The 26592-nt window shown below is 68.5% G+C and carries 27 protein-coding genes; 11 read left to right on the top strand and 16 right to left on the bottom strand.

Features of this window, described 5'->3' with window-relative positions:
- The first annotated feature begins 297 nt into the window (after nt 1-297).
- Entirely contained in the window at nt 298-801 is a 504-nt protein-coding gene (locus LGY53_RS34815) for a hypothetical protein (RefSeq protein ID WP_225730944.1), read from the top strand.
- 118 nt (nt 802-919) lie between these two features.
- Here LGY53_RS34815 and LGY53_RS34820 read toward each other — a convergent pair whose 3' ends face one another.
- The 16 genes from LGY53_RS34820 to LGY53_RS34895 form a co-directional block, all read right to left on the bottom strand.
- A complete protein-coding gene (locus LGY53_RS34820; protein WP_225730945.1) occupies nt 920-1654 on the bottom strand; it encodes a hypothetical protein in 735 nt (244 codons plus the stop codon).
- 92 nt (nt 1655-1746) lie between these two features.
- Nucleotides 1747-2352: a hypothetical protein gene (locus LGY53_RS34825; protein ID WP_225730946.1), complete on the bottom strand. Its 606-nt coding sequence runs from the start codon at nt 2350-2352 to the stop codon at nt 1747-1749.
- A 64-nt stretch (nt 2353-2416) separates the two neighbouring features.
- Nucleotides 2417-3271 (bottom strand): hypothetical protein, encoded by an 855-nt coding sequence (locus LGY53_RS34830; protein WP_225730947.1) that lies wholly within the window; start codon nt 3269-3271, stop codon nt 2417-2419.
- Between the two features lie 818 nt (nt 3272-4089).
- Nucleotides 4090-4443: a hypothetical protein gene (locus tag LGY53_RS34835; protein ID WP_225730948.1), complete on the bottom strand. Its 354-nt coding sequence runs from the start codon at nt 4441-4443 to the stop codon at nt 4090-4092.
- Between the two features lie 144 nt (nt 4444-4587).
- The gene (locus tag LGY53_RS34840) at nt 4588-4779 is read right to left on the bottom strand and encodes a hypothetical protein (RefSeq protein ID WP_225730949.1); all 192 of its coding nucleotides are present in this window, start codon (nt 4777-4779) and stop codon (nt 4588-4590) included.
- Nucleotides 4780-4781: 2 nt separating this feature from the next.
- Nucleotides 4782-5135: a hypothetical protein gene (locus tag LGY53_RS34845; protein WP_225730950.1), complete on the bottom strand. Its 354-nt coding sequence runs from the start codon at nt 5133-5135 to the stop codon at nt 4782-4784.
- 41 nt (nt 5136-5176) lie between these two features.
- Complete coding sequence (locus tag LGY53_RS34850; RefSeq protein ID WP_225730951.1) at nt 5177-5359, bottom strand: hypothetical protein; 183 nt, start codon at nt 5357-5359, stop codon at nt 5177-5179.
- A 110-nt stretch (nt 5360-5469) separates the two neighbouring features.
- Nucleotides 5470-5775, bottom strand: a complete 306-nt coding sequence (locus LGY53_RS34855; RefSeq protein ID WP_225730952.1) for a hypothetical protein — start codon at nt 5773-5775, stop codon at nt 5470-5472.
- Nucleotides 5776-5800: 25 nt separating this feature from the next.
- Nucleotides 5801-6145 carry a hypothetical protein gene (locus LGY53_RS34860; protein ID WP_225730953.1) on the bottom strand — a complete coding sequence of 115 codons (345 nt, stop codon included), beginning with the start codon at nt 6143-6145 and terminating at the stop codon, nt 5801-5803.
- A 43-nt stretch (nt 6146-6188) separates the two neighbouring features.
- Nucleotides 6189-6653, bottom strand: a complete 465-nt coding sequence (locus LGY53_RS34865) for a hypothetical protein (protein WP_225730954.1) — start codon at nt 6651-6653, stop codon at nt 6189-6191.
- A 66-nt stretch (nt 6654-6719) separates the two neighbouring features.
- A complete protein-coding gene (locus LGY53_RS34870; RefSeq protein WP_225730955.1) occupies nt 6720-7250 on the bottom strand; it encodes a hypothetical protein in 531 nt (176 codons plus the stop codon).
- A 30-nt stretch (nt 7251-7280) separates the two neighbouring features.
- Nucleotides 7281-7766 carry a hypothetical protein gene (locus LGY53_RS34875; RefSeq protein WP_225730956.1) on the bottom strand — a complete coding sequence of 162 codons (486 nt, stop codon included), beginning with the start codon at nt 7764-7766 and terminating at the stop codon, nt 7281-7283.
- Between the two features lie 214 nt (nt 7767-7980).
- Nucleotides 7981-9414, bottom strand: coding sequence for a ParA family protein (locus LGY53_RS34880; protein WP_225731085.1), 1434 nt, complete (start codon nt 9412-9414; stop codon nt 7981-7983).
- On the bottom strand, nt 9414-9770 hold the full coding sequence (locus LGY53_RS34885) for a hypothetical protein (RefSeq protein WP_225730957.1): 357 nt from the start codon (nt 9768-9770) through the stop codon (nt 9414-9416). Before LGY53_RS34885 ends, LGY53_RS34880 begins: the two co-directional genes overlap by 1 nt.
- A 46-nt stretch (nt 9771-9816) precedes the next feature.
- Nucleotides 9817-10521 carry a hypothetical protein gene (locus LGY53_RS34890; RefSeq protein WP_225730958.1) on the bottom strand — a complete coding sequence of 235 codons (705 nt, stop codon included), beginning with the start codon at nt 10519-10521 and terminating at the stop codon, nt 9817-9819.
- Nucleotides 10522-10555: 34 nt separating this feature from the next.
- Nucleotides 10556-12652, bottom strand: coding sequence for an FtsK/SpoIIIE domain-containing protein (locus LGY53_RS34895; RefSeq protein WP_374111279.1), 2097 nt, complete (start codon nt 12650-12652; stop codon nt 10556-10558).
- Between the two features lie 783 nt (nt 12653-13435).
- On the opposite strand from LGY53_RS34895, the gene LGY53_RS34900 reads away from it, so the two are divergent.
- The 10 genes from LGY53_RS34900 (at nt 13436) to LGY53_RS34945 (ending at nt 26473) form a co-directional block, all read left to right on the top strand.
- On the top strand, nt 13436-13756 hold the full coding sequence (locus tag LGY53_RS34900) for a hypothetical protein (RefSeq protein WP_225730960.1): 321 nt from the start codon (nt 13436-13438) through the stop codon (nt 13754-13756).
- Between the two features lie 29 nt (nt 13757-13785).
- The gene (locus tag LGY53_RS34905) at nt 13786-14196 is read left to right on the top strand and encodes a hypothetical protein (RefSeq protein ID WP_225730961.1); all 411 of its coding nucleotides are present in this window, start codon (nt 13786-13788) and stop codon (nt 14194-14196) included.
- Nucleotides 14193-17210 (top strand): ATP-binding protein, encoded by a 3018-nt coding sequence (locus LGY53_RS34910; RefSeq protein ID WP_225730962.1) that lies wholly within the window; start codon nt 14193-14195, stop codon nt 17208-17210. Before LGY53_RS34905 ends, LGY53_RS34910 begins: the two co-directional genes overlap by 4 nt.
- Nucleotides 17207-19354, top strand: coding sequence for a hypothetical protein (locus LGY53_RS34915; RefSeq protein WP_225730963.1), 2148 nt, complete (start codon nt 17207-17209; stop codon nt 19352-19354). The genes LGY53_RS34910 and LGY53_RS34915 overlap by 4 nt, the downstream gene beginning before the upstream one ends.
- Complete coding sequence (locus LGY53_RS34920) at nt 19354-20151, top strand: hypothetical protein (protein ID WP_225730964.1); 798 nt, start codon at nt 19354-19356, stop codon at nt 20149-20151. Before LGY53_RS34915 ends, LGY53_RS34920 begins: the two co-directional genes overlap by 1 nt.
- 137 nt (nt 20152-20288) lie before the next feature.
- Nucleotides 20289-21743, top strand: coding sequence for a peptidoglycan DD-metalloendopeptidase family protein (locus tag LGY53_RS34925; protein ID WP_225731086.1), 1455 nt, complete (start codon nt 20289-20291; stop codon nt 21741-21743).
- 304 nt (nt 21744-22047) lie between these two features.
- A complete protein-coding gene (locus LGY53_RS34930) occupies nt 22048-23736 on the top strand; it encodes an amidohydrolase (protein WP_225730965.1) in 1689 nt (562 codons plus the stop codon).
- A gap of 92 nt (nt 23737-23828) precedes the next feature.
- On the top strand, nt 23829-24410 hold the full coding sequence (locus LGY53_RS34935; protein ID WP_225730966.1) for a hypothetical protein: 582 nt from the start codon (nt 23829-23831) through the stop codon (nt 24408-24410).
- Nucleotides 24411-24437: 27 nt separating this feature from the next.
- Nucleotides 24438-25004: a hypothetical protein gene (locus LGY53_RS34940; protein ID WP_225730967.1), complete on the top strand. Its 567-nt coding sequence runs from the start codon at nt 24438-24440 to the stop codon at nt 25002-25004.
- A 269-nt stretch (nt 25005-25273) separates the two neighbouring features.
- Nucleotides 25274-26473, top strand: coding sequence for a hypothetical protein (locus LGY53_RS34945; RefSeq protein ID WP_225730968.1), 1200 nt, complete (start codon nt 25274-25276; stop codon nt 26471-26473).
- The last annotated feature ends 119 nt before the right edge of the window (nt 26474-26592 follow it).

Genomic DNA, 26592 nt, shown 5'->3' on the forward strand with positions numbered 1-26592 from the left:
CGCGGGACGTTGCCGATCAGCAGACGCTGTCGCCTGCCAGGCCTTCATCCTGGCAGCCGACACAGACGCGGCGCAAAAGAACCACCGCGCCCGTGATGCCTGCCATGAACCACCTCTGTCGCCACGAAACGCGAGACGTGTTGCCTCGCAATGGACAATCCAGCCGTGGCTGAGTAGGCAACCCATTGGTATTTCTGCGCGGGCGATTCATACGCCCGACAACCCCAATATGGCAGGTGCAACAACCCGATACACCCGCCCTGACCAGCGGTTAATACCCCTGGCATCCTTGCCCACATGGTGCACAGAGAATCCGGACTACATCCCGACCGGCCGGGCCGCGAGATCATCGACGGCGGCGGCTACCGTAGCTGGGCGATCTGGGACGACGACCGCGCCACCTACACCCTGCAATGGAACGCCGTCGCCGATAGGCACTGCTGGCAGATGGCTGTGTGGGCGCGCACTGCCATCGAGGCCGTGGAAGCCATCCGCACCAATGACGCCGCCCTCACCGAATCCGAATTCGTCGGTGACGCACTGCGTGAGGTGGCAGCCCTGCACAACGCACTCAAGGCCATCCAGGACGAGCTGCTGCGCGCCTCCCGCACCGCGCGCCCCCGCGTGAACCAGGAGGCCGCCGAAGCCGCGCGCGAAGCGCTGTACCGGCTGGTCCCTCGGCACGACCCGTCGCCGGACGATATCGCGCCGATCGCCCGCGATTGGTCCCATTGGCTCACCGGCCCCGCCGACAACGACCCGCCGAGCGGACGCCCGCGGTTCGTCCCGTTCAGCCGCTGACCCGCCCCGGCGCTCGCACGTCGACCCGGCACCACCGCGCCCGATAGGCATCGCCGCTGATCGCCGCATAAGCCCGGGAATCGGCTCGGCGGGCGCTGCTAGGACAGCAGCGGATCCCCTAGAGGCCGGCATTCGTCTGCTGGCCCGGATCCCACAGTGCGAGTTCTTTGCGCACGGCGGCGAAGTTCCCGGAGAAGCTGGCGACGATGCGGTCCAGTTGGTTCCCGTCGGAGGTCAGTGGGCCAATGTCGCACTTGACCGCGTCTGTGGTACCCGTGGTCAGATCCTCGAGAAGCTGCAACCCTCGGCTGCGGACAGTCTCGGCACCGGTCGCGCCGACGAGGAACCAGGTCAGCATCGCCTCTTCGCAGTCCAGTGGGGCGCACCGCACGCCCCAGGTGTCGCCCGGGCGGACACGGTGAATCGGGTTGTGGTCACGGTCGAGCATTTGCCGCACATATGGATCCAAGGCTGCGCGGACCCAGGTGGCTAAGACCTCATCGTCGACGTCGCTGTTGCGCAAGGTACCGATGACGTCCGGAAGCGTTCGAGCCAGAGTTGCGCATCGGTGCGCCAGAAGTTCACGCAGATCCGGGTCGCCGACACATCCAGCCAGTTCGGCCGCCGCATCGAGCAGATCGCTCACCGCGCGGGGCACGGCGATGGAAGGAGTTGTAGTGTGGGCCATAGGGATACCCTTTCGGGGCTGTCGGAAATTCCAGAGGCCGCCGCCGATCCGGCGGATCACGCTAGCCGATCGCCGCATCCGGGCATCGACTATTGCCATGGTCCTCATGACAAGCGGCGTATTGGCGTGCACGCCGTCGTCCAGGGGCATGATGACTGCCACCACGAGAAGACCGACCCTCCCCTGTGTCCTGGGCCGGTAGCACGGTTAAGGGACATGCCATCTATGCAGGTCATCACACCTTTGACGTTCCTCGCTCAGCCGATGCCGAGAATGTGCTCAGCGGAAGGGATCTCGTGGTCGGAGAACAAGGCTGCTAGTTCGGCGCGGGCGCTACGGTGTCCGGTGAATGCCTTCTCGTACAGTTCGTTCCACCGCTGCCATGCCTCGGATTCGGTGGTGCGTGGTTCGCGGCGCAGGTGGACCACGACCCATGCGGCCGCTTCGATGACTTTCGCTGCGGCCTCCAGTTGCTCGGGTGAATATCCCGCCGGCGCGCCGCGGCGATCACGGATCATGCGGTTGTCCGACGCGCGCCATTCCCTGGCGCCGCGGCCGGGGCGCTCCCAGGCGACCGCGGTGACCGGGTAATAGCCCGGGCGCGTGCGGATCTCGGCTTCCTTGTCCGGATCCAGGCCCGGCACTTCGCCTGCCAGTGCGTCACCGCCTATCTCGATGTCGGGCTCGGGCAGGAGCCCCTTCTTCGCATAGGTCTTGACGTGCGCGTCGATGCCGTGGATCCGGCCCAGTTGTTCGCGCGACAGGTAGTACGTCGTCATGGCCATGAACCTTATCCCCCTAAGGGCCTTCAGATCGGAATGGTCCGACCCGCCGGACCGCGGGATGTGCGCAAGTTCTGCCACTTCGGGCAGGTGGATGAGTGAATAAGACAGGTGCGCAGCAGGACGCGGTCCGGCGCCACGGATGTCACGGCAACACCTGGGGAGCGCAGTCGCCGCACGCCAGACTGCCCGCGGGATGTGGTCCAGGGTCAACCAGCTTGTGGACCGAGCGACCGCGGCCTCGGTTGCGAAAGACGCTGTGGCGGTGAGGGATCCAGGCAGCGCCGATGCGGTGGCGTGGGAGGTCCGGGACGCGGCCGTCGCAAGCCAGGCAGCGGCGGTAGGTCAGCCGAGCGTTCACGATCGGCTCGATCCCCGCATCGGCTTCGACCAGGACCAGGCGCAGACCGGGACCGGCGAGCCGGCGAGCGCGCTCGTCGGCGGGTAGGTGGATGTACAGGTGTGGGTCGTAGTCACGGTCCACCACACAGTGCTGCCCGAGAACGCGGTCGCCGACGCGGTCCAGGACCTCTCGCAGGTAGCTGTACGGTTCGGTGACCAGGTCCTCGTGCGGGGTGCCGCGGGCGATAAGGCCGGGCTGGAAGATCAATCGGTAGTCGCCGTCGAGTTGGACCCCGGTTTGGCCGAGGGTGACCAGTTCGTCTGTGATCGGGCACAGGTATCGCCCGCGGTTCGGTCCGGCGGAGTCGGCGTAGAGCCAGCAGCTGCAGTCCGGGCAGCGGTGGTTGCTGACCTTGTCGTAGCGGGGGATCCGCAGTGTGAAGGTTTTCGCGCAGCCCAGGCAGCGCCCGCGTGGGCCGCATCCATCCGAGGCGGCGGAGGTGGCCAGGTCGACGGGCGCCGGCGCACCCGATGCCTGTGGGGACGTGTCGATTTCGCTGGTCATCGGGCTTTCGCCTTTCCGTTTCGGGTGCCGGGTTGTGGTGTTCGGCGTGAATTCCTCGGTGGCGGTGACGGTTTGAAGGACGTCAATAAGCACGATCGAAGTGTGCCGACGCAAACTCGGTCAGATCCGGACGACGTGCGGTACAGGTGCCGACGGATGCCCGGAACCGCTCGGTCCCCGTGTAGGACTGCCTTGCTGAGATTTCAAGGCGCTAAATCCCTTTTCCCATCGGGTAGCTGTTCGGTCCGTCTTCACCGCCTCCCACCCGGTTCGCCAAAAGGACGATTGCCACGCGCCGGATACAGCGGGCACACACGTCGTGAAGCACCCCGAACTCACCATCATCGACTGTCCGGTACTCGACCTCGATATCGTCGAGATCGGCTAGCGGCTCGAGTCACCCGCTGGCAGTGGTATCCCAGCGGATCACCCTGGCAGGGAAGCAGTTCAGCGCGATTCCCGAATCGTCCATGGCCGCCGCCTTTCCCGGTTCATGCCTGCGTCTCTCTAGCGCGCTTATGCCGGTCGATTTCGGAGGCGTGCTGCTCCATTGTCTGCGAACCGTTCCTGAGACCCCACGTCCCCCTCCCCCCGCACGTGATGCATCGACGCTCGCGAACCGACCAATCGTCGTAGTGGATGCGACCACACGATGGGCACGGGTAGCAGGGCTGGTTGTCCAGGATGCCGTTCATGAAGGTTTCCTCGGTACTCATAACCGTTCACGGCCTACCCACTTGTCGGGCGTAGGAAATACTCGGTCGAGCGTGTAGTTCTTGTGGTGTGCTCCGTCGCATCCAGTGAGTATGTCGTTGTCCTGTCGAACCCCCGATATGCCGGCGACCCTCACCGGCCTGTGTGGGTGAGGGTCGCCGGTACCTTCGGGGCGGTTGCGCCTCGGGCGGCGGGCGTTATGCCTTTTCGCCGCTGACGATGATGTTGCCGCCGGAGATTTCCAGGGTCAGCACTACCTTGTTGCTGTCGGTACCGGTGGCCTTGGCGGAAGCCTGTGCGGGCTTGGGCACCATGGGGCTGTCGATCCGGACACCGACGACGCGGTATCCCTCGACAAATTCGGGCCGCTTGGGTGCGCCCGCGGGCTGCTCGCCGTTGTGGTCGATCGCGCGGCTGATCGCCTTGCGGATGCCGCGCCGCGCCGCGGAGTCGAAGGTCTCGGCCTCGACGCCCACGATGAAGGTCTCGTTCTTGAACTCGCCGAAACCGTTGCTGGGCTGGATCTCGACGTTGTAGCGGGTCTCGGTCATGGGGGCCTCCCTGAGAGTTAAGGCGTCGTTGTTGAATTCACAATATCCCCCTAAGGGGGATATTGCAAGCTTTAATGCGGATGCCACTGGTCATATGTCAGGGACGCGCGGAGCTGAGAATCGTTGCCGTGGACGGCAATCCGATCAGGGGTCCGGGAACTCTGCGGCCAGGATCGTGTTGATGAGCTCTTCTTTCGTCCATCGGTGCAGCGGCTTGGCGCCCTCGAGGTACTCCACTACCCGGCCTTCGGGGGTCCGGATCCCGGCCCGGTACATCGTCCGCAGCCGGGTCGCGGTCAACCGGTTCAGTCCGGCCCTGCGTTCGTCGCGCGTCACGATTACTGGTCCTTTCCCAGCAGTGTCACGATTCCGGGCACCTGCTGGCCCGGTTCTGCGATCAGAACGTAGTGGGTCCGCAGGTTGGTCGCCTCGATTTCGGTGGGCCGGTCCGGGGTTGTGCGCCCGCGCGCGTCGTTGTACTGCTCGACGACGACGCAGTCGATCTGGCAGCGGTACTTCCGCAGGTAGGTATAGGGCTCGCCGATCCTGTCCACCCGCAGGATGCGGGCGTTGTTCTGGCGGTGCCGATCCATGTAGTGCTGTCCCACCTGCACCGGTCCCTTGCGGGTCGTGAATACGGTGCGCGCGGCGGTGGGGGTGTCCTGCGGGCTCGTGGTCGATAAGTTGGTCATCGGTACTCTCCTTGGTCCAGTAATCGGAAAACGGTTGGCGGTCAGAGGTTTTCGGCGACGCTCGGATCAGCGGCCGGATTGTGAGGCCGGCGCGTGGCGAGGCGGATATAGGCGCGGACCGTGCCGGTGGGGAAGTGGTGGACGTGGGCGCTGGCCAGCCGACTGGCGGATTCGAGCTGCGCGAGTACCACCGCAACCTGGCTCGCATCGCCGCTGAGATGCACGCCCGCTGTGGTCCGCCACGTCCCACGGCGGGAGCTGTCGCTCCCGAATGACTGTGCTGCGCAGGGTGATTCGTGGGCTCGGTGCCGTCCGGCGGGGTCCGGTTCGGCGGTCACAGGGTCACCACGGTGACCGCGGCCGCGCCGGGATCACCGGGCTCGCATCGGTCGAAGCTCACCGGTTCGTCGTCGGAGATTCGGCGCTGGACGTAGGTGTGTTCGAGGACTTCGGCGATGTCTGCGGCCGAGAGCAGGGTGCTGTAGCCCTGGGCGCGGTTGTTGCGGTTGATGGCCTCGGCGGCCGGGCCGGGTTCGTGGTGGCCGTACAGGTACCACTGGTCGCCGTCCTCGACTTCGAACAGGTGGATGCCGGCGCGGGCGACGCCGAAGTCCTCGGGGGTCAATTCGTCGGTGGGCATGTTCGCCTCCTCTGCGGGCGTTGGGTCATCGGGACGATCGGCGTATCCGCCACCAACCGGGATCGAGCCGGGTCGCGGTGGTGGCGAGATGTTCGAGGAACTGCGCGGCAGCGGGGCCGCCGAGGCGGATGGTGGTGTAGTCGCCTCCGCCGCCGACCGACAGAGCGCGGGCCTGCGGCAAGCCGGTCCACGCGGCCTGGCACAAGACCTCGATCCGGGCGAGGTCGTCGGCAGTCTCGGGATATCCGGTCTCGACGGTCAGATGGTGGATTCCGTGGACGGCCTCGTCGGCATCGGCGAGCAGAGTCAGCTGTTCGAGCAGCACGCGCAGCTGTTCGGCGAGAGTCTGCGGTTGGTCGGTGCCGTCCACCGGCGTACCTCCTTGATTGGTCGGCTGAGTTCGTGCGGCGAGATCAGCTCTCGGCGCGGCGGATGCGGCGACGACTCGATCGTTCAGCGGTGAGCTCGCGTTCCCACATCTCGAAGTCGTCGGGCGCGGCCACCGGCTCGGCTTCGGGTTCGGGTTCGGCGGTCTCTCGCCGACGTACCGGCTTCTCGGCGTCGCGCTTGGGTTCGGACTTGGGCTTGCGGCGGCCGACCGGGTCGAGGAAGGCCAGGAATGTGCGGCTGATCAGGGTCTCGGCCAGGCGGGATTCCCATCGGCGGGCCTTGAACGCCGACAGGGTGTGGCCGAGCAGCCAGCTCACACCACCCACGACCGCCAGCACGGACCAGGTCAGCGCCGACCCGCCGGTCGCCAGCGCGGCCAGCGCGACGATCACCAGCCCGGCTCCCAGGATGCGGGCCAGGAATGCGCCGATGCGCCAGAGGAGCAGACAGATCAGGGCGGCTACTGCGGCACCTGCGAGGAGCGTCATGGTGGACCTCTTTCTATGGTTCGAAATCCACTTGATAATATCCCCCCTAAGGGGATATTACAAGCTTCAGCGGCAGTCGACATGGAGGGCCAGGTAAACCCGGGCGGCCCCGTACGGGGAGTGCCAGTCCTTCGGGGCATCGGCGGTGGCGGAGATATCGAGCTGGTCGGTCTCGGACCAGTCGACGGCCTTGAGCGTGTCCAGGTAGCGGTTGGTGGTGTCGATCCGGCCGGACAGCTTCTGCTCGGTATTGCTCACGGTGAGCACCTGGGACGGCTTGCTCGCGGTGACCTGCCAGCCGTGCGGAGCGCTGATCTCCACGGTCAGGCCATCGCCGTTCCCGCTGCAGCGGGCGGTGACCTCGTCGGGCTTGGGGGTGGTGATCTCGGCGTCGGAGTGCTTTTCGCCCCAGCCGATGACGATGCTGCCCAGATCGGTGCTGTCGGTGGTGACGACCACGCCGCTGGTGGAGGCCGATACGGCTTTGGCGGTCCGGCTGCCGTCGCCGCCACCGCACCCGGTGAGGGCGACCAGCGTGCTGGTCACCGCGGCGGCGATGGTGATCGATGCGCGAAAGGGTTTGTGGCGCAGTCTCATTCGAGGAGTCCTCACTATTGGGGGCGGGTGCTATTTGAAGACGTCGACGAACCAGTTGTCGCCGATCTTCCTGGTGGTGACGGTCTGGGCGAACTGGGCGGGCTGCTGTCCGGGCCGCAGTTCCGAGAGCACGGTGGTGTAGACGTCCTCGGCGAGCGCGACGATGCGCAGGCAGTAGGTGGTGCCGGGCGGGACCGCGTCGATGAAGCCCTGCAGGGCCTCGGCGGGCTGCACCGAGGAGGTTGGGGTGGCCAGCTTGCGGGCCGCTTCGCCGGATCGGGTGACGTAGTAGGCGTATTGGAACGCCGCGATCACCCCGGCGCCGGATTTCTGGTCGCCGCGCTCGGCGCGGCATCCATCGGTCCCGGTGGTCGCCTTGGCCGGGGCGGGCGTGGTGGCCGATGGCGCGGCCACCGAGGGTGCGGCGGTGTCGCGATCCCCGGGCGCGGCGGGGCGCGCCAGAATCCAGCAGATCAGTCCGATCACCGAGATCGCGAGGGCCGCAGCGATTTTCATCCCGGGCCGCCCGGTGGTGCGGGGTTCGCGCGAGCGTCGCTGCGCGGGCGTGCTCGCGCGGGTGCTGCCGGTCGATGAGGCGGGGCGTCTCAAGGAGGAAGCGTTCTTGGGCGCAGCGCCGAGGGTGTCGATCACTGCGGGGTGCCGTGATGGCTTCTTCTTGTTCTTCATGGTCCGCAAACCCCCGTTGGCGGTAGACAGATTCGGTCTTGGGTCAGCGCGCGGCCGTTGTCATGAGCTCGACAACGGTCGCGGCGATCACGGTCAGGGACTCGGTGGTGGTAGGCCGCAGGTGGTCGGGCAGGATGCGCTCGCCCCCGGCGAACAGCGGCTCGTAGGGCATGCGCAGCACCCGCGCGACGTCCAGTTGCACGAAGGCGTCGACGGCTTCGGTTTCGACCATGGGCTGATCGCCGGGCCCGTCGGTGACGACCACCACCGTGCGGGTCAGCACCACGGGGTCGATCTGGGCGATATCGACCAGCATGCGGACCGCGGCGATGGCGGCGTCGCGGCGCAGCGGCACCGGCACGACCAGGACGTCGGCGTGGGAGATGGCCCATTGCCAGCTACCGGCGAGCTGGTTGTTGCCGGTGTCGGCGACCAGGATCTCGCGCTGCTGCGACAGGATCGCATCCAGAGCGGCGGCCTGGTCGGCGTCCAGGGGCGCGGTGCCGGTGAGACCTTGGCGCCCGGCGAGGATGTCGTCACCGGTGGGCTGGCGGGTCAGGTATCGGCTCAGCGCCGCCGGGCGGCGGCGGATCTCCGCGGCGGCATTCAGCAGTTCGATCACGTCCTGCTGTTTGCCGGGCGGGGCGGCGACCCGATCGGCCAGGCTGCCACCGACCTCGGCGAAGTCCGCGCAGACCACGCTGCCCGCGCCGCGATGCGCCGCCATCGTGTTCGACAGCCCGATCGCGATCGGTGTTTTGCCGACACCGCCCTTGAGGCTCGCCACCGATACGCGGGCGAATGTGGGAATCGGACCGGCGATCACGGAAGCGGCGGTGCGCTGGCGCATTTCGGCCGACTCGGGCTTGGGTGCCAGCCCCAGATGCAGCGCAGCGTTGAGCCGTCCCCGCAGGCCTTGGCGCGCGGGCGCGGCGGGCGCGGCCTGCGGTGCCGCCAGCGACGGCAACGCCCGTGACACCGCCGGCGCGACCGACGGCGCAGGCCGCGCGACCGGCCTGGGCGGTGGGGATTCCGGCGGCGCGGCCGTGTGCTGCGGGGGATCAGGGATGAGTTCGGCGGCGGAGTAGGCGATCGGCTCGGCCGCGATGACAACCGGCTCGGCTGCGGTGACCGACGGTGGCGCGACGGCCTCGTTTCCGGTGGTGGCTGGGATCGGATCGGTGACCGGGATCGGCTCCGGTCTCGCGGAAGGGCGATCCACAGCCGCGATCGGCCCGCTGGGTGTGGACGCGGTCGCCGAACCGTCGGGTGAGACCGTAACGACCCGGTACCGGTCCGCGTCGGTGATCGTCACCTCGATCGAGGAGTTCGCCGCAGCCGCGCGGCGGGTGCTGAACCGGTGGATCTCGACCCACAAAGCGTTCTTGTCGGACGCACGCAGTTGCACCGGTTCGCCCTCGGGCCAGGTCGCGGTGGCGGTGGTCGAGGAGGTGATCTCGACATCGAGGGTCGACATCACGCATTGATCCCGCTGAAGGCGCTGGCGCCGGTCAGCTCGATGCCCATCTCCTTCACCGATGCCTCGGCCTGCTCGAGGTTGGCCAGCGCGTCCGCACGGGCAGCGCCTTCGGGGAGCAGGAACTCGATCAGCCGCCGATAGGTGTCGATCGCCGCCTGGATCTCCTCCAGGCGCGGCTGGGTCAGCTCTTGGCCCTCGGTCAGCTTGGCGAGCCAGTCGGGGACGGCGTCCTTCAGTACGCGACGCAGTTCGGCGACGATGGGGTCGTTGGCGCCCTTGGAGATGAACGGTGTGCGCAGCGCGGTGACGTCGGCGGTCGTCACGGCGATCGACTGCGAGATACGACGGCTCATGGTGTGTTTCCTCTCGGGTGGGGTTATTGCGGAAATCTGTTCGCGGTCAGAGGTTTTCGACGAACGCGATGAGTTCGGCGCTGCGGAGCGCGTCGCGGGCGTGGCCGGGGAAGGCCAGCAGTGCGCGCGTCGGGGCCGCGGGCGTGCGCCAGACCGGCACCTGGCGGGAGGATGGGGGCGCGCATTCGGTGTCGGCGGGCTGCCCGGCGCTCGGCCGGTCGGAGCCGATGTTGTCGTAGAGCCGTTGTGGCATCGCTGCGGCGGGTGCGCCGAGCAGCATGTGGATCGCGGTCGACAGGCCGTGGCGGATCAACGTGTTCACCGTGCCGGCGGGGTCGAGGGCGGCCAGGCGGTCGCGGGTGTGGCGGTCGCCGCCGGCGGTGAGGTGCTGCCACTGCTGCTTCAGCGTGGGCAGGTCGTCGATACCGATGATCAGCAAGGCAGGATTGCCCGGCTCTGTGTCGGCGGCGAGGTGGTCGCGGCGGGCGGTCATCTCGGTGTGCAGTGCGGCGATCAGTTCGGCCGCGCGCAGGGGGTCGTAGACCGCGACCTCGCTCCACAGTCCGGCTGGGATCCACCATTCGTCGACGATGATCTGCTCGGGTTTGACGATCGCCCCGCACGATCGGTCGCGGCAGACGTATTCGACGAAACCGTTGCCGATGCCGACGCAGTCCCAGCGGTGCACGTGCTCGCCGTCGTCGCGGGTGTCGTGGGCGGTGGTCGGTCCGGTCGGTTCGGTCAGGTCCATTCGGGGTCCTCTCGGTCGGTGGGGTTCGGGTCGGTCAGGCGGCCACGAGGGCGTCGGGTTCGGGCAGGAACACCACTTCGGTGGCGGTGAAGGTGACGGTGGTCTTCACCCGGCCGGTGGTGCCGATGACGATGCGGGTTTCCAGGACGTCGCCGTCCTTGTCACGCACGACGGTGACCGCTTCGGCGGTCACTTCGGCCAGGCCGCCGGTGCCGTCGTCGACGAGGATCGCCATGCCTTCGGTGACCGCCGAGGCGGGGATCGCGTCGGCCAGGTCGTCCTCGTCGCTGCCGAGCACGAACGGCTCGGGTGCGTCGCCGCGTTCGCGGGCGCGCTTGGCCAGCGCCCGCTCGGATTCGAGGAACTCGCGCAGTTCCTTGCTGTAGATGACGAACTGCGGGGCCTCGGCGGGCACCAGGCCCTCGATGAGCGCCTTCTCCTCCTCGGAGAGCTGGTTCCACTTGTTGGGGTGGCGATCGACGTTGGGGGTCCACCACATCTGCGCGGGCACCGGGGAGCCGTCGGGGGCAGTGACCATGCCGCGGCCGGGGATGGAGGTGTCGACATCGCGGCCCACATGGGCGTCGCCCCACATCATCAGCGCGCCGTCCTGGGACAAATTGCCCAGGGAGATGCGGGTGCCGAAATTGTCGCGGGCGTTGCCGGATGCGCCGCCGAACAGGGAGGCGTCGGGGCGCTGCACTCCCAGCAACAGGCGGATACCGGCCGAGCGGGCCAGGACCGCGAGGTCGGCCCACGCACCGAGCGGGTCGAGCTCGGCGAGCAGTTTGCGGGTGGCCTCGTCGCCGGATTTCATCAGCCGCTGCCACTTGCCCGACAGGATGAAGAACTCGTCGAGCACCGCGATCAGCAGCGGCAGCGACGACGGCTCGACCTTGTTGACGTGCACGTAGTGGTTGCGCGCCATCATCTCCGCGTGCAGAGCGCGCACGAGCATGGCCGCGCGGACTGGGTCGTAGACGATCGCGCCGCAGCCCGGATAGCCCTCAAGGCCGTCGAGTTCGATCATCTTCGGATCCACGCCCAGGAACGGGATCCCGCGCCGTGCGGCTTCCGTGAGCAGGGTGCGGATGACCGAGGTCTTGCCGCCGCCGGTCGGGCCCACGATCAGGGCGTGGGGCTTGTTCGATTTCGTCGAAACGTCCCAGAACAGGGTCAGGTCCGCGACACCGGTGGAGTAGGGCAGGTGGCGCAGGTCTTCGTCGACCAGTTCCAGAGGGTGGTTGACTCGCCGTGGCAGCGGCGCTTGCAGTTGCAGCAGCAGGTAGCCCTCGTCGGCGTGCCATTCGGTGACCCAGTTGCGGCCCGAGGCGTGCTTGCCCGCCAGTCCGCCCAGCGCTTCTTCGACCCGGGTCTGGAACGCCTTGGAGCCGGTGTTCAGGGTCGGGGTGAACGAGATCCGGTAGCCGGTCTCGACGTCGTCCTCGTCACGGGACTCGACGGTGACGCTCGGGTCTTTGAGCGGGCTGTCGCGGACCGCGCGCTCGAGGGTGCCGATCGGTGAACGGGACGCGGAGGCGACCAGCGCGCGGGTCACGATCAGCAGATCGCGGTGCGCCTCGTGCCGCACCGTCAGGACCCAGCCGCGCGAGCGCCCTTCCAGGCTCGGTATCCATCGCGCCAGCAGATCCAGCACGGCAGCGCGGATGGTGGTGCTGAGGCGGCCGTGACGCAGCAGCGCCGATTTGCGGACCGCCGAGATGAGCTCGTCGAGTTCTTTCGGACGGATGATCGTGGCCGGGGGCAGCTTCACCCGCCCGCGGCGGATCGCGAACAGCCCGGGCGGGAACGACACGCTCACGCGCATCGGATCACAGCGCACCGTCTGGCGCACGAGCGCGTCGAGCACGATGCGGTAGCGGCGGCCCAGATAGCGGGAAATGTCGGTGATCGGCAGCACGACCGCGACCGCGACCAACAGCCAGCGCCACTCGTGTAATCGGGTCAGTGGGTCGACGAGCCGCGGGAGCCGTTCACCGAATCGCTGGGTCAGCACCGGCGCTTGGAACGCCGCCCACGCGGCGAGCGCCAGGAACGGCGATACCGCGAGGAACCGGCGCACGCGTGGTCCGTCCGCGCCTCCGGTCTTGCCGTCCGGCCCGCCGAACAGTCCGCCGAAGGTGTCCACCAGCCAGTCCTTGACCGGGTCTGGTTCGCTGGCGCCCACGACATGCCCTTCGGGTTCGGATCGGATTCGCGCAGTCGGAAGGAGGTCTCCGATGCGTGGACGCACGATGGCAAAAAGGGCGAATCCAACTCAAACAGCCTGTGGATAACTCCGCGGAAAAGCGGTGCTCGGCGAGCGTGGAAGCGATTCGATTCCGACCCGTTCGACGCTGTTTCGAGCGCTCTTTCACACGCTGTTTCACGCGCTCGTTCGAGCGGTCGAAACAGCGCTCCGCACGACCGTGCGGATTGGCTCGAGCCATCGCATCCAATCGCGGAATCCAGAGCGCTCCGGATAGCGTGTGAACAGCGCGGTCGTTTCGCTATTTGAAAAACGGAATCCCCTTAGGTACACTCCCCCGTAGGGGGAGTGACCCAAAAAGGGCACGCAATTCTGCGGGATTTTCGACCGGTATTCTTCACCGGCTCGCCGACCGCCCCATTCACCATTCGGTCCGCCGCGCTGTTTCGCGCGCTCTGCCGAGCGCTGCGGGCAGCGCTTCCGCACGCGCTCGCCGGAGCGGTCCAATCATTCGCTCCACCAAGCGCTCTGGAGGCCGCGCTCTGCGACGCGCCCTCGGTCGCGCAGTGGCGACGCGGTGCGGCCGGGCAGTTCCCGGTGGATTCGACTTTATCCACAGAGCTAGTTGAGTCGACGCTCCTGTGTTCCCTACCTTCGCGGCAGCCGCTGCCATCGTGGCCCCGAATCGAATGGTTGGAGAGCGTTATGACTTTCGCATCGAGCATTCTCGATCTGTCCCTCACATCCCCGCCCGATAATTACCGCTCGCACGAGGTCAGCATTCTCGCCGATGAGATCGGCACGAAGGGGCTGCGGTCGTGGCTCCAGGACAATGTCATATTCCTCGTCCTCCTTCTCATCGTGGTCGCGATCAGTCTCGGCGCTATGAAGGGAAACCTGTCCAAGGTGGTCACTGTGGGTGGGCTGACGCTCGTCGCGCTGACATTCATGGTCCTGGCGACAAGCGAAAACGCCGCGGTCGCAGTCGGCCGATTCCTGCTCGGCCTCGTCGGCATCAACGCCTGAATTCGATCGTCGAAACAAAGGGACATGGCGTGATCGAGAACGACGATTTGCTGCACCGCGTCGATGCGCACTGGCTCGGCCCGGCGGGACAGACGCTGCCGATGCGGATCCGCTACCAGGCCGCGGGGGTGGGGACGCTGGTGTTCATCACGGTGTTCGTCATCTCCCGCGCCGTGCTGCACCTGGGACTCGGGTTCCGGACCCTGCTCGTGATGGCCGCGCTGACCGTTGTCATCACCTCCCGGGTGACCCGCTACATCAACGCCGACCGCCCGCTGCGCTCGGTGATCCGCGCCGCCTGGAACGACCTCACCGCCCCGCGCCCGCCCAAACCGGGCCGGGCGGTGTCGATCCAGCTGCCCGCACCGACCCGCCGCCGTCGCGGCGCCGATTCCTCCCCGGACTTCGCGTCCACGCCGACCGAAGGTGAGTTCCGATGAGCGTGCACGACAACGACATCGCGGCCCTGTTCGACCCGAACTTCGACCAGCCCGTCGCGGTGGTTCCGCCGGGCGCGCTGCCACCGTCGTGGGCGGCCGCGCGCGCAGCCGCCGGGCCCGTCGACCCCGACAACCCGCATCTGGCGTGGTCGAAAGCCTCTCCCCCGCCGCCGGTTCCGATGATCGAGGACGAGGACTTCGCCGAGGATCCCGACACCGGCGCAGGCGCCCACTCGGGCAGGCGCGGCCGCAAGAACAGCGCGCAACCCGAGCTCGACCGCCAAGCGGACGCGGCGAAGAAGCGGGCCGACCGTGAACGCCGGACCGCGCGGCTGGCGCTGGTCGGCACCCAGAACAACATCACCCGCACACGCACGGTGTCCACGGCCTGGTTCGTCCAACCGCCCGGCCCGTGGAACATGCGGCCCACCGCCAAGCAGCGCCGCTACATTCGCGACGAGGCGCTGGTGCTGGCCAACCTGTCCAACGCCGGAGTCAAGTCCCTGCACCGGCGGCTGGTCCGCACCCCGTGGCCGGTGCGCCAATGGGCCCAGGCTCACGACGGGTGGGCCGACCCGATCCCGGACGTGGCCGGCGCGCTGTCGTGGGAGAACTACCTGCGCGGCCAGCAGCACGCGATGCTGTGGGGAAACCCGACGCTCAAGGGCCGCTATTGGGGCATCGACCTCCCGGCCCGCTCCACGCTCGCCCAGGCGCTCGACGGACTGGCGCTGCTGCTGTCGCGCATCACGGGCTGGCCGGTGCTGGGCAGGTTGGCGCGGCTGGTCATTGGATGGGCCGAGTACGCCTTCGAGCGTGAACGCGAGGACATGGCCGAACACCTGGCCACCCTCGAACGCATCATGTCCGGTCGCGGCGTCGCGGCGCGACCGGCGACGCCCGCGCAGATGGACTACCTGCTGCGCCGCTCGGCCACGATCGGCCTGCCCCTGGATGTGGACGGAGTGATCGCCGGGGGCGGGGACTGGGTCGACACCGATATCGCCGCGCTCGAAGACGTCACCGACCCGCACCTGATCCCCGGCGACGGATACACCACCGTCGCCGGATTGGTCGACGGTCGCCGCTACAGCGGCGCGGTCATCGTGCTGACGATCGGGCGCATGGCACCGCTGCCGATCCCCGAGCGGATGCTGCCCTGGCAGACCATCGGCGACCCCTCCGGCGAACCGATCGAGTGGTCCGAACGGATCCGGCTGATGTCGAAACCCGAGACGATCGCCCGGATGCGACGGGTCGCCAACAAGATCAAGGCCCAGTTCGAGCACTACACCGTCGAGCACGACGAGACCCCGCCCCAGGAGCTCACCGAGCAGTACGCGCTGTCGCAACAGGTGATCTCCGACGTCGAGGAAGACCACTCCGGTCTGTCGGTGCGCACCGAAGGCTGGTACCGGCTCGCGGTGGTCGGCGCGACGCCCGAAGAGGCGCGACGCAAGGTCGCGCTGCTACAGGAGATGTACGCCCCGCACATCGCGCTCGAACAAGAGCACGGCCAGTACCAGCTGCTGCGAGAGTTCATCCCCGGCGAGCCACTGGCCAACATCGCCAACAAGCGGCAGATGAGCGTGTACTCGCTGTCGGCTGGCATGGCCGCGGTCGGCGATCGTATCGGCGACCGCACCGGCCTGGTGATCGGGCAGACCGCCTCGATCGCGCCGCGCCCGGCGGTGTGGGACCTGTTCGCCGCGCACGAACGCAAGCACAAATCCGGCCTGACACCGATCGTGGCGGTCCCCGGCTCGGGCAAGAGCTTCCTGGCCGGGATGATCGTCTACCAAGCGGTGCGGGCGGGCGCCTACGCGGTGATCCTCGACCCGTCCGGGCCGTTGAAGGAACTGGCCAATCTGCCCGAGTTCCGCGATATCGCCGAGGTGCAGGCGCTGACCGGCCGCAGCTCGCGTCCCGGCTCGCTCAACCCCTACCGGGTGATCATCGACCCGCGCCGCGACGATCCGGAGTATCAGCCGACCCATCCGGATTACCGCCGCGACCCCGATCCGGCTGCCGCGGCGGCGGCCCAGTACGACGCCGACGTGCGCGCCGCGGCGGCCGAGCGGATCTCGGTCGCGGTGAGCGTGCTCAAGATGATGCTGCCTCCCGCCCGGCTCGAGCTCGAGTGGACCGAATCGGTGCTGCACACCGCGGCGAACATGGTCGGCGGCGAACGCCACCACAATCTGCGCGAGGTCCTCGACGCGATCAAACACGTCGCCGAGACCGATGAGGACCTCGCGGTGCGCACCTGCGCGCGCAGCATCCATCAGGACCTGGGCGTGATGTCCCAGCTCGCCGAAGCGCGTGTGCTGTTCCCGGACAAGGACACCCCGGCCGAGGCCGACTTCGACAGCGACATCCGGCTGACGATCCTGACGATGCCCGGCCTGCAGCTGCCCCCCGAAGGGGTCGACCCCTCGCAGTGGACTCCGCAGCAGCGGATGACCGGCCCGCTGATGCACATGGCCGCCTGGCTGGCCAACCGGCTGATCTACGAGAAGCCGCGCCATGTGCGCAAGGTGTTGTTCCTCGATGAGAACAAGTACCTCGAATCCACCGGCGCCGGTCGCACCCTGAACCTGCGCATCTCCCGTGACTCGAGAAAATTCAAGGTCCGCGCGCTGGTCTGCAGCCAGCTGCCCGACGACTTCCTGGGCCTGGACGGCACCGACGACAAGAGCGCCCTGGTCTACGAGGTGATCATCGGTGATCTCGGCGGCAACGAGCACGCCATCCGGGGCGCGCTCAAGCTGCTGGGCCTGCCGCTCGACGAAGGCTACGAATCGATCCTGGCCGACCTCGGCGGCGGCGGCGAGGACACCCTCGACGAGGACACCGACACCAGCTACATGGACCAGGCTCGCCGGTTCGTGGTCAAGATGGCCGACGACATCGAGCTGATCCGCTCCGACTGGACCAACTACGTCCACCTGGCCCACGTCTTCGAAACGCTCAACTCCAGCGGATCGGCCAGCACGCTCGGCGGTGTGGCATGAACGCCATCCGACGCACGCCCACGCGGGATGCGCGCCGCCACGGTCTGCTCGGGCGGCTGGCGCGGGTGATCGCGGTCGCGGCGCTGATCGTGTTCGGTCAGCTCGGGCCCGGCAGCCCGATCGCGGCGGCGGGCGGATTCGACTGCAAAGACGTCCCGATGCCGGAATATCCGAAAGCGGCGTTCCCGGCCAAACTCGACTCCTCCTCGGCGAACCGGCCCGCACCCTCCGGCGAACACCCGACCGGATACCAGTCCTACGGGTGGGCGGGATTGCGCTGGTACACCTATGACCTCGGGTGCGGGTCGGATCTGGTACGGGCCCCCGAAGCGGTGGCCGACACCAAGCTGGGCAACACGTTCCTGACCACCGGCAAGTCCATGGCCGCCGCCGCGTTCTGGCTCGACGACCAGACCAAGACCGGCCAAGCCGCCCGCAAGGCCGGGATCGAACCCGCGCTCGCGCAGTTCGACAAGATCGTCAAATCGGTGTCGCACGGCATGCTCGGGGTCTACGGCATCTGGCTCGGAGTCGGGCTGATGGCGGCCACCGCGGTCATGCTGTGGCAGGCGCTCAAGGCCAACGCCGCGGGAGTCACCAAAACCGCGGCCGTCGCTGCGGCGGGCCTGGCGCTGGGCGCGTTGATGGTCGGGGCCCCGGCCAAGGCCATCGAGGTCGCCGACGAGACGTTCGGGTCGCTGATCACCGAGACCCAGGATCAGATGTTCTCGGTCAGCTTCGGCGACGACGGCGGTGGCACGCTGGCCGGGGGCGCCAACGATCCCCGCAACGTGCTGCTGGACCGGATCTTCCTCGACGACTGGCGCCAGGGCTGGTTCGGCGCGAACTACGACGACAGCCAGAACCAGCTCGGTCCCAAACTGCGGGAATCGTTGGCGTTCAGCTACATCGAGCAGGAGCAGATCACCGCCGACCCGGCCGTGCAGGATCGGCTGGTCCAGCAGAAGGAGCGGATCTTCCGCGACGAGATCGTCAAACCCCTGGAATCACACAACCTGTCGTTCTACACCTTCCAGGGCAAGGACTCCGGGCGCAGCGGCATCGGGTTCATGGCCATGATCAAACTCGGGTTGCCCTCGATCCTGTGGATCGGCGCCTCGATCCTGAAACTCACTGCGCTGCTGGCGATTCGGTTCGCGATCCTGTTCGCCCCGGTCTGGGTGCCGCTGGCCGTGGCCCACGGCGGCGCGCTCATGCGGGTGTGCCGGATGCTGGCCACGGCCTACCTGTGGGGCGTGGCCGGCGCGGTGATCGTCGCGCTGTATTTGATGGCGCTGGTCCAGCTGTATGTCACCGACAACGGCAGCGTCGACGGGTCCTGGCGGCTGTGGTTCATGGTGCTGCTCTCGGCCGTGTGCTGGTTCATCATGCGCCCGTTCAAACGGATCTCGCAGACCTTCACCCAGAACCATGCCAGCGTGCTCAACCGCAAGGCCCGCACCACCCAGCACTCGCTCAAACGCCAGTTCCTGCGGGGTATCGCGGGCGCGGTGGGCGGCCCGGGCGCCGCGGTGGCCGAGGAAGCCGTCGGCGGGATGCGCAAGGCGTCGCGCCGCGGTGGCGGTGATCTCGACACCGATTCGGTCAGCCCGATCCGCTCCGAGGGCAAGGGCCTGGCCAGCCGCCGCAACGACCAGGTCAATCAGGCCCGCACGCAGGCACGCAAGGAGCTGATGAACCGCGACCGGGTCGGCTCGTCCTCCGAGCGCGACGCCCGCATCGCCGGGATCGCCGCCTCGGCCAGCAGCGATGCCGCACGCGGCGACCAGCGCGGCAAGCAAGGCCAGGTCGACGACACCGACGCCGCACGCGCCGCCGAGGCGGGTGTGGCGGCGCGGCAGCGGCTCGACCAGGAGGCCGCCGAGACCGGGAAGGACAACCGGCGCGAGCTCGCCCGCGCCGCGTCGGTCAGCCAGCGCTGGGACGGCGGTGAAGGGTCGATCATCGCGCCGATGCGGGTCTACACCCCGGCCCGCGGGAAGAACACCGCCGCCGGTGTGACGCCGATGATCGCGATTTCCGCGCCGCGCCGCGATTCCGGCGGCGGCCCGCGCCCGAAGGTGTGGGATCCCGCGCCGCGGCGCGGCCGCTCCGGCGACGAGCACCGGGGCAGGTACAACTGATGACCCGCTCCGCCCGCAACCCGGTTCTCGCGCCCCTGCGCCGGTGGGTGCTCTACTCGCGGACCAACCTGGCCGTCACGATCATCGCGATCCTGGCCGTGCTGATCCTCATCGGCCGCCTCATCGGCCAATCCCCCACCGGCACACCGAATTCCGCTGCGCCCGGGCCGGTCGCCGAGGCCGCGCCGAGCACGGCGGCCCAGTCGCTGAGCTACGAGCTGGCCGAGGTCAGCGAAACGGCGGTGGCCGCCAAACCCGCGCAATGGGCGACCTCGAGCGCCCCGGCTGCGGCGATGGCCTACGTCCACACCTACGTCGATCAGTCGCTGACCCCGACCCAGTGGGCGGCCAAGCTGGCCCGGTTCGCCGCCGAGACGCCGGGTGATTCCTTCGCCGCGGCCCGCCCGCAAGTGCCGGTCGCGATCACCGGCCCCACCCACAGCGAGCTGGTCATCGGCGCGGCCGGAGCGCGGGTGGCGCAGGTGAGCGTCCCGACCCAGGCCGGGACGATGAAGCTGACGCTCAAGGTCGTCGGTGGCGGCGGCGACAGAAAATGGCTCGTCGACGCGCCGCTGCCCACCCTCGACCTGGCCGCGCTCGCGCAATTGTCGCCCGGGCCGAGCGCTTCGCGCACCGCCGCGCCCACCACCTCGCCGTCGCGTCCCACCTCCTCCGCGCCGAGCAGCAGGCCCATATCGCCGAGTTCGCCCAGCGGTTCGCCGAGCCCGTCGCCGGGTGCGCAGTCCGGACCGATTCCGAATCCCGAGCTCGACACTCCGTTACCGGGGACACGGTGAGCGGGCGTTCGGTGCTGGCGCTGGCAGGGCTGGCCGTCGCCGCGCTGGTCGCGGCCGGATGCGCGGCGCCGGCGCCGGTGATCCCACCCCGCCGTTGCGCGGGGGACGTGCCATCACCGCAGGTCACACGGCCCGCGATGCCGGGGCAGATGAGGGAGTCGGGCCCGATCCGCCCGCCCACGGCCAAGGGCACCGCGACCTTCACTTCCGGGTTCGGCACCCGCTGGGGCGCGATGCACAACGGCATCGACATGGCCGGGCCGATCGGCACGCCGATCTACGCCGTGCTCGACGGCGTGGTCGTCAAAGCCGGTCCCGCTGATGGTTTCGGGTCCTGGATCGTGCTGGACTCCCTGGTCGACGGCGGCCCGGTCAGCACGGTGTACGGGCACATGTTCCCCGACGGCGTCGGCGTTCACGAGGGCCAGTGGGTCAACGCCGGTGACCAGATCGGCACGATCGGCAATGCCGGGCAGTCGACCGGACCGCACGTGCACGTCGAGTACTGGGAAGGTGGCGGGCGGCTCACCGGCGGACATCCCATCGACCCGCTGACTAAACTCGCCGGCGTCCTCGACCTCTCCGGCCCGGCCCCCTCGGCGGCGCCGTCGGGCACCGTCACCGCCGATGTGCGGCTGGCCGCATCGTCGAAATCGCTGGGCTGCACCGGATTCGGCACCCCCGGCGCCGGGGAACTCAAACAGGGCAGCGTCCCGCCCGAGCTCGAACCGTGGATCCGCAAGGCCGGATCGCTGTGCCCGCAGGTGCGGCCCCCGCTGATCGCCGCGCAGGTCGAAGCCGAGAGCGGATTCCAGCGCGGCCTGACCTCGAAATCGGGAGCCCAAGGGCTGACCCAATTCCTGCCCGGCACCGCGGCCGCGATCGATCCCGACGACGGCCAGCCGTACCTGATCGACGCCGACGGCAACGGCACCGCCAGCATCTGGGACGACGGCGACGCCATCATGGCCCAGGGCCGCTACATGTGCGCGATCGCCCACAAGATCGACGGCTGGATCACCCAGGGCCGCGTCCACGGCGACATCACCGAACTCACCATCGCCGGATACAACGGCGGCGAGGGCGCAGTCCTGGCCGCCGGCGGAATGCCCTCTGGCGGCGACTACGACACCCAGACCCGCCCCTACGTCGCCAAGATCGTCGCCGCCATGGCCAAATACCAATCACCCACCGCTGGTGGGCAATTCGTGCCCAACGGCACCCGCAACGGCGCACAGGTCGTCGAAGCCGCCCGCCAGTTCATCGGCACCCCATACGTGTGGGGCGGCGGCGGGACCGGCGGGCCGACCAACGGCGGATTCGACTGCAGCGGCCTGACGAGCTACGCCGTCTTCGCCGCCAGCGGCCGCACCCTGCCCCGCACCTCCGAACAGCAATGGACTGTCGGCGAGGAAGTGGCGATGGATCAGGCCCAGCCCGGCGATCTCGTCTTCGGATCCTGGGGCTCGGCCGGGCCCGGTCACGTCGGCATATACGCAGGAGCCAATCGGATGATCCACTCGCCCACCACGGGACAGTCCGTTACCGAGGCGGCCGTCCAGCCCGACATGCGCGCACGGCGGGTGCTATGAGGGGACGTGTCATACCCGCAGTTCAAACACATTTTTCAAAGCTTCCCGGGTCACCGGATAACGAAACAGGTTGGACTGCACAGGATTCAGCGAACCGCTGTACGGAATCCGTAGTGGCCGCGCATGTCTCGCATCGAACACGGCGCAGACCTGTCGGACCAGGGATCGGCCGCAGGCCGCTGCGCGGGCCCGGTCGCCGCACTGACCGCGCCACCGATGCGCAGGTCCCTATTTCTCCCCTCTTTCGAAAGTGAGGCACTCCATGAACCCGAACGCCGCCACCCAATCTGCTCACCGTTTCTCGGTGAACCGGCGCCAGGCTTTGCGCCTGGCCGGTACCGCGGCCGCGGCGACCGCCGCAGCCGGACTGATCGCCTCCTGCTCGGCCCCTGCGTCACGGCGGACACCGACCGAGCCGATCCTGCTGCACAACGTGAACGGGGTGACCTGCACGAGCCAGGGAAACCGACGATTCGCCAGCCTCCTTATCGGAGCCGACGGCAAGATCGAGGCCCTCGACCCGGGAGCCGTCGGCGGCGTGCGCCGCGTCGACGGACGAGGCCGAGTCTGTGTGCCGGGCCTGCACGATTCACACGGTCACGTCTTCAATCTGGGCGCACTCAGCACCCAGTTGGACCTGTCCCCTGCGCGGTCTTTGAACGACGCGCTGCAGATGGTCGACACCTACACTCGCGCGCATCCAACTCTGAGCTGGATCACCGGACGCGGCTGGAACGAGGTGAACTGGCACGATCGCCTGCCCACCGCCGCGGATCTGGACACCGTCGTCGACGGGCGGCCCGTCTGGCTGTTACGGACCGACAGCCACATGGGGTGGGCCAACTCCGCGGCCCTGCGCGCGACCGCCGTCATGGCCGCGACTCCCGACCCAGCCGGTGGCACCATCCTGCGCGATGAGCAGGGCCACCCGACCGGCATACTGATTGACACCGCGAAAAGACTGGTGGACCAACAGATTCCGGCGCCGACGACCACCGAACACACCGAGCGGCTGCTGGCGGCCCAGCGCATGCTCAACCAGGTCGGCCTGACCGGCGTGACCGAGGCCGCCACCGGTCCCGAGCATGTCCCGGTCCTGTTCGATTGCGCCCGCACCGATCAGCTGACCATGCGCATCAACAGCTGCCTGACCTGGGAGGCGTTCACCCGCTTCGGCGACGCCGTGCGCCGGTCCACCGACGACGACCGGCTCCGCGTCGGCACCGTCAAAATCTTCGTCGACGGCGCGCTGGGCAGCCACGGCGCCTGTTTGCTCGCCCCCTACGCCGATCAGCCCGGCAACCGCGGCCTGGCGCAGCTGTCGTTCGACGAACTCGCCGCGCGGATCCGGCGGGCCGCCGACGCGGGGTTCGCCGTGGCCGTCCACGCGATCGGTGACGCGGCCAACCGGATGGCCCTCGACGCCTTCGCCCAGGTCGGTGGCTCCGCTGCGCACGCACCGCTGCGACACCGCATCGAACACGCCCAGGTCCTCGACCTGACAGACATTCCCCGGTTCGCGCAATTGGGGCTGATCGCGTCCATGCAGCCGATGCACGCCGTGGACGATCGGGCGATGGCCGAGGCCCGGCTCGGCGCCGACCGTCTCGCCGGCGCCTATGCGTGGCGGCGGTTCGCCGAGCAGCGCACGGTCCTGGCCGCGGGAAGCGATTTCCCGGTGGCCACGCACAATCCATGGGACGGGCTGCACGCCGCAACCACTCGCACCGATCGGGAGGGAGCCCCGGCAGGCGGCTGGCGTGCCGAGCAAGCGCTCAGTCCGGCCGAGGCTTTACGGGCCTACACCCTCGACGCCGCCTACGCCGCCGGTCAGGAACACCTCTTCGGCAGCCTCGAGCCCGGAAAATACGCCGATCTCGTGCTCTGCGACCAGGATCCGCTCGCGGTGCCCGCCGGGAGGGCGCTGTGGCAGACGAAAGTGCTGCAGACCTGGGTCGGGGGCATCCAGGTCGGGGAATACGACCAACTGTGACCGCCTCCACCACACCGAACGATGCCGGGGACCTGTCATCACCGCAGGTCAACCCGCACTTATGCACGACTGCCAGTTGAGGGGATCGACCGATGCGCCGACGCACACTGATCGTGATGGGCCTGATGACCGCGGTGATCGCAGCGATAGCGGCCATCGCGGTGGTCCTGGTTCGATCCGACGATTCACCGTCGGAGCCGAGGCCCTCCACTCCGGCGGCGGCCGCCAGCTCGTCCACCACCCTGCCGCCAGCACCCACCCAGCACGCTTCGCCCGACATCCAGGCCGCGGAGAACGCGGCCCGCGACGGGCTCACCGTCGCCTATACCTGGTACCCGAGCACCGATTCCGGCCCGCGCGACGCGTTCGCCCGCGCGCGCACCTGGTTGTCGGCGGCCTTGGCCGCGCGGGTGCTCGCCGACGCCCGCGCCGAACGTGGACCCGGAATCGAGTGGGGCCGATGGGCTTCCGAGCACACCGAAGTCGTGGCCGAGGTCACCCTCGGGTGCTCCGGCTGCCCGGACGACACTCCCACTCAGATCGCTCGAGTCGCTACGATCCGCCAGACAGCCGTTACCGGGGAGCACGTTGTGGCCGTCGCCCCGGACACCGTCGCGTGGGTCACCATGATCAAAGACGGCGACCGGTGGCTCATCGATACCATCCGGTACTGACGGCCGAACAGAAGGGGAATCTGCACCATGTCGAGGAAACGATGGGCCGCGATCGGCCTGGTCAGCGCCACGGTGATCACCGTGGCCGCCGCGGGAATACTCACCGCCTGCGACCGCGGCGCCAGCGACGACACCGGACGGCCCGCCACCGTCACCACGGCATCGAGCAGCGGAAATGCCAACGCCCTCAAGAAGTCCGGGCTCGCGATCGGCGTCGGCGACCAGCCCGGCGCCACGATGGTCACCCGGCCCACTCCCGATCAGGTCACCGCCCGCTGCCACGGCCAAGCAGACACGCTGACCATCGACATCACCGCACCCAACGGCTGGCGGGCGGTGCTGAAGAACACCTCCCAGACCATCACCGTCGAGAACACCACCCTGAAATATCCGGCCGCCGACTTCACGACCCCGACGGGCACGATCGAGGCATCCCGCAAACTCGCCGGCAGCGGTTTCCCGCTCGGAGTGACCTGGGGACGGCCCGGGCCCGGCGACGTCGAGGTTCAACTCAGCGAAAAAGCGCCCGCGAGCTGGACCACCACCGGCGCCGACACCGACTTCACAATGTTCATGCACCTCACCTGCAGCTGAAAGCAACCTTGGTCCTCGGGTTACCGAGGCAAACCACCGGCCCGGCCGACGGCACGCCGACTCGATACCCGGACACGTTCACGCCTGTGAACTCGCCGAACTGGATTGCGGAGGTACAGGTTGTTCTTTAATGTTGCGCGCCAAGGGATTCCAGCTGTGCGCGGGTCCCGGCCATGGCTGATGGAGGGCAACTTGTCAGTGGGTCGGGTGATACTGCGGCCGCATCAACTCCACACCGCAACCGTCCCCGGAAGGCTGGAGGCCAGCAAGTGAGCACCGCGACCGATCGGGCGGCCATGCCGTGGAAGGCGCCGGAACCGCGCGAGCTGCCGGAGTGGCGCATGCGGATGTGCGAGGACACCGTCAGCGAGGAATCCATGCTCTCACTCGCCGCGGCCATCAACGCGGGACATGCCGCCGTAGTCCCGACCGTGTCCGGCGCGGACGCCTCACCCGGCGCGATCGCCTCGATGCTGCTGGCCCATTCCGAGCAGCGCCGCCTCCGTGAAGCTCACCTGTACTACGCCACCGCGGACATGACCTCCCTCGCGCTGGCCGCCGCCGCTGTCCCACCCACCGAGCCGGTCAAACCGACCCGACTGCCGAGCCCCTTCGGGTTCATGGTGTTCGCCGAGCCGATCGGCGGCTACACCCAGCACGCCGCCGACGCCCTGGGCCCCATGGCCCGGGAAGGTGCGCACGCCAGCCTCACCACACCCATCGTCGCGGTCAGCTGGGGCCTTTGGGCACCCGACGATGTCACCATCACCGACGGCCCCGCCGTGCGCTGGGTCAACCAACGCCGCCACGGCCGGCTGCAACCGATCCCCCCGCACTTCGACGGGGTGTGGCTCACCTTCTACTCCCCGGTCGGGTCCGCCTTCGATGCTCTGGCACCGGACACCATCGTCGGCACCGCGCCCGACGGCACCGCGATGACCGCGGGCGACATCCGCGCCCACCCGCGCCGCACCCCACTGAACTGGGACAACGAGATGGCATTGGCATGGGGTGTGCCGTTCGGTGAGCCCGAGCCCGACACCACCAAGGAGTGGGCCCAGGTCGTCTACACCGCCTGGCAGCTGATGAGCCAGACCGGAAAGACCCAGCTCACCGAGATCGAGGACATCCCCCGCAACCGCGCCGGCCGCAAGCGCGACTGCCGCGCCGGAATCACCGGGGGATCCGACGTCCGGATCGTCAACGTCCACACCGCCCACCGCCCCAGCCGGGCCGCCGCAGAACAAGACGCCACCGCCTCCAGCGGCCGCCGCGCCCCGCAATGGACCTGCCGCTGGCCGGTGCGCCCCTACCGGCGCAACACCTGCCTCAACCCCCGCGCCCACAACGACGGCGGATGCGAACACGAAGACCGCATCGTTCCACCCCACATCAAGGGGCCCGCCGACAAGCCCCTCAAACTCGGCGACACCGTCCACCTCTGGGACCACCAGCCGCAAGACGGCTGACCACTGTGCGCCCCAGGCAACAAACGCTGCGGGGACATGTTGTTTACGCAGTTCACGTATCTGTTTGCCGTGCGAGCGGGGCTGATGCCGGGCGAATTCGGCCTGCCGGACCAGGCTGG

The organism is Nocardia sp. JCM 34519.1 (assembly GCF_020361265.1).
In the GTDB taxonomy this organism is placed as follows: Bacteria; Actinomycetota; Actinomycetes; order Mycobacteriales; family Mycobacteriaceae; genus Nocardia; species Nocardia arthritidis_A.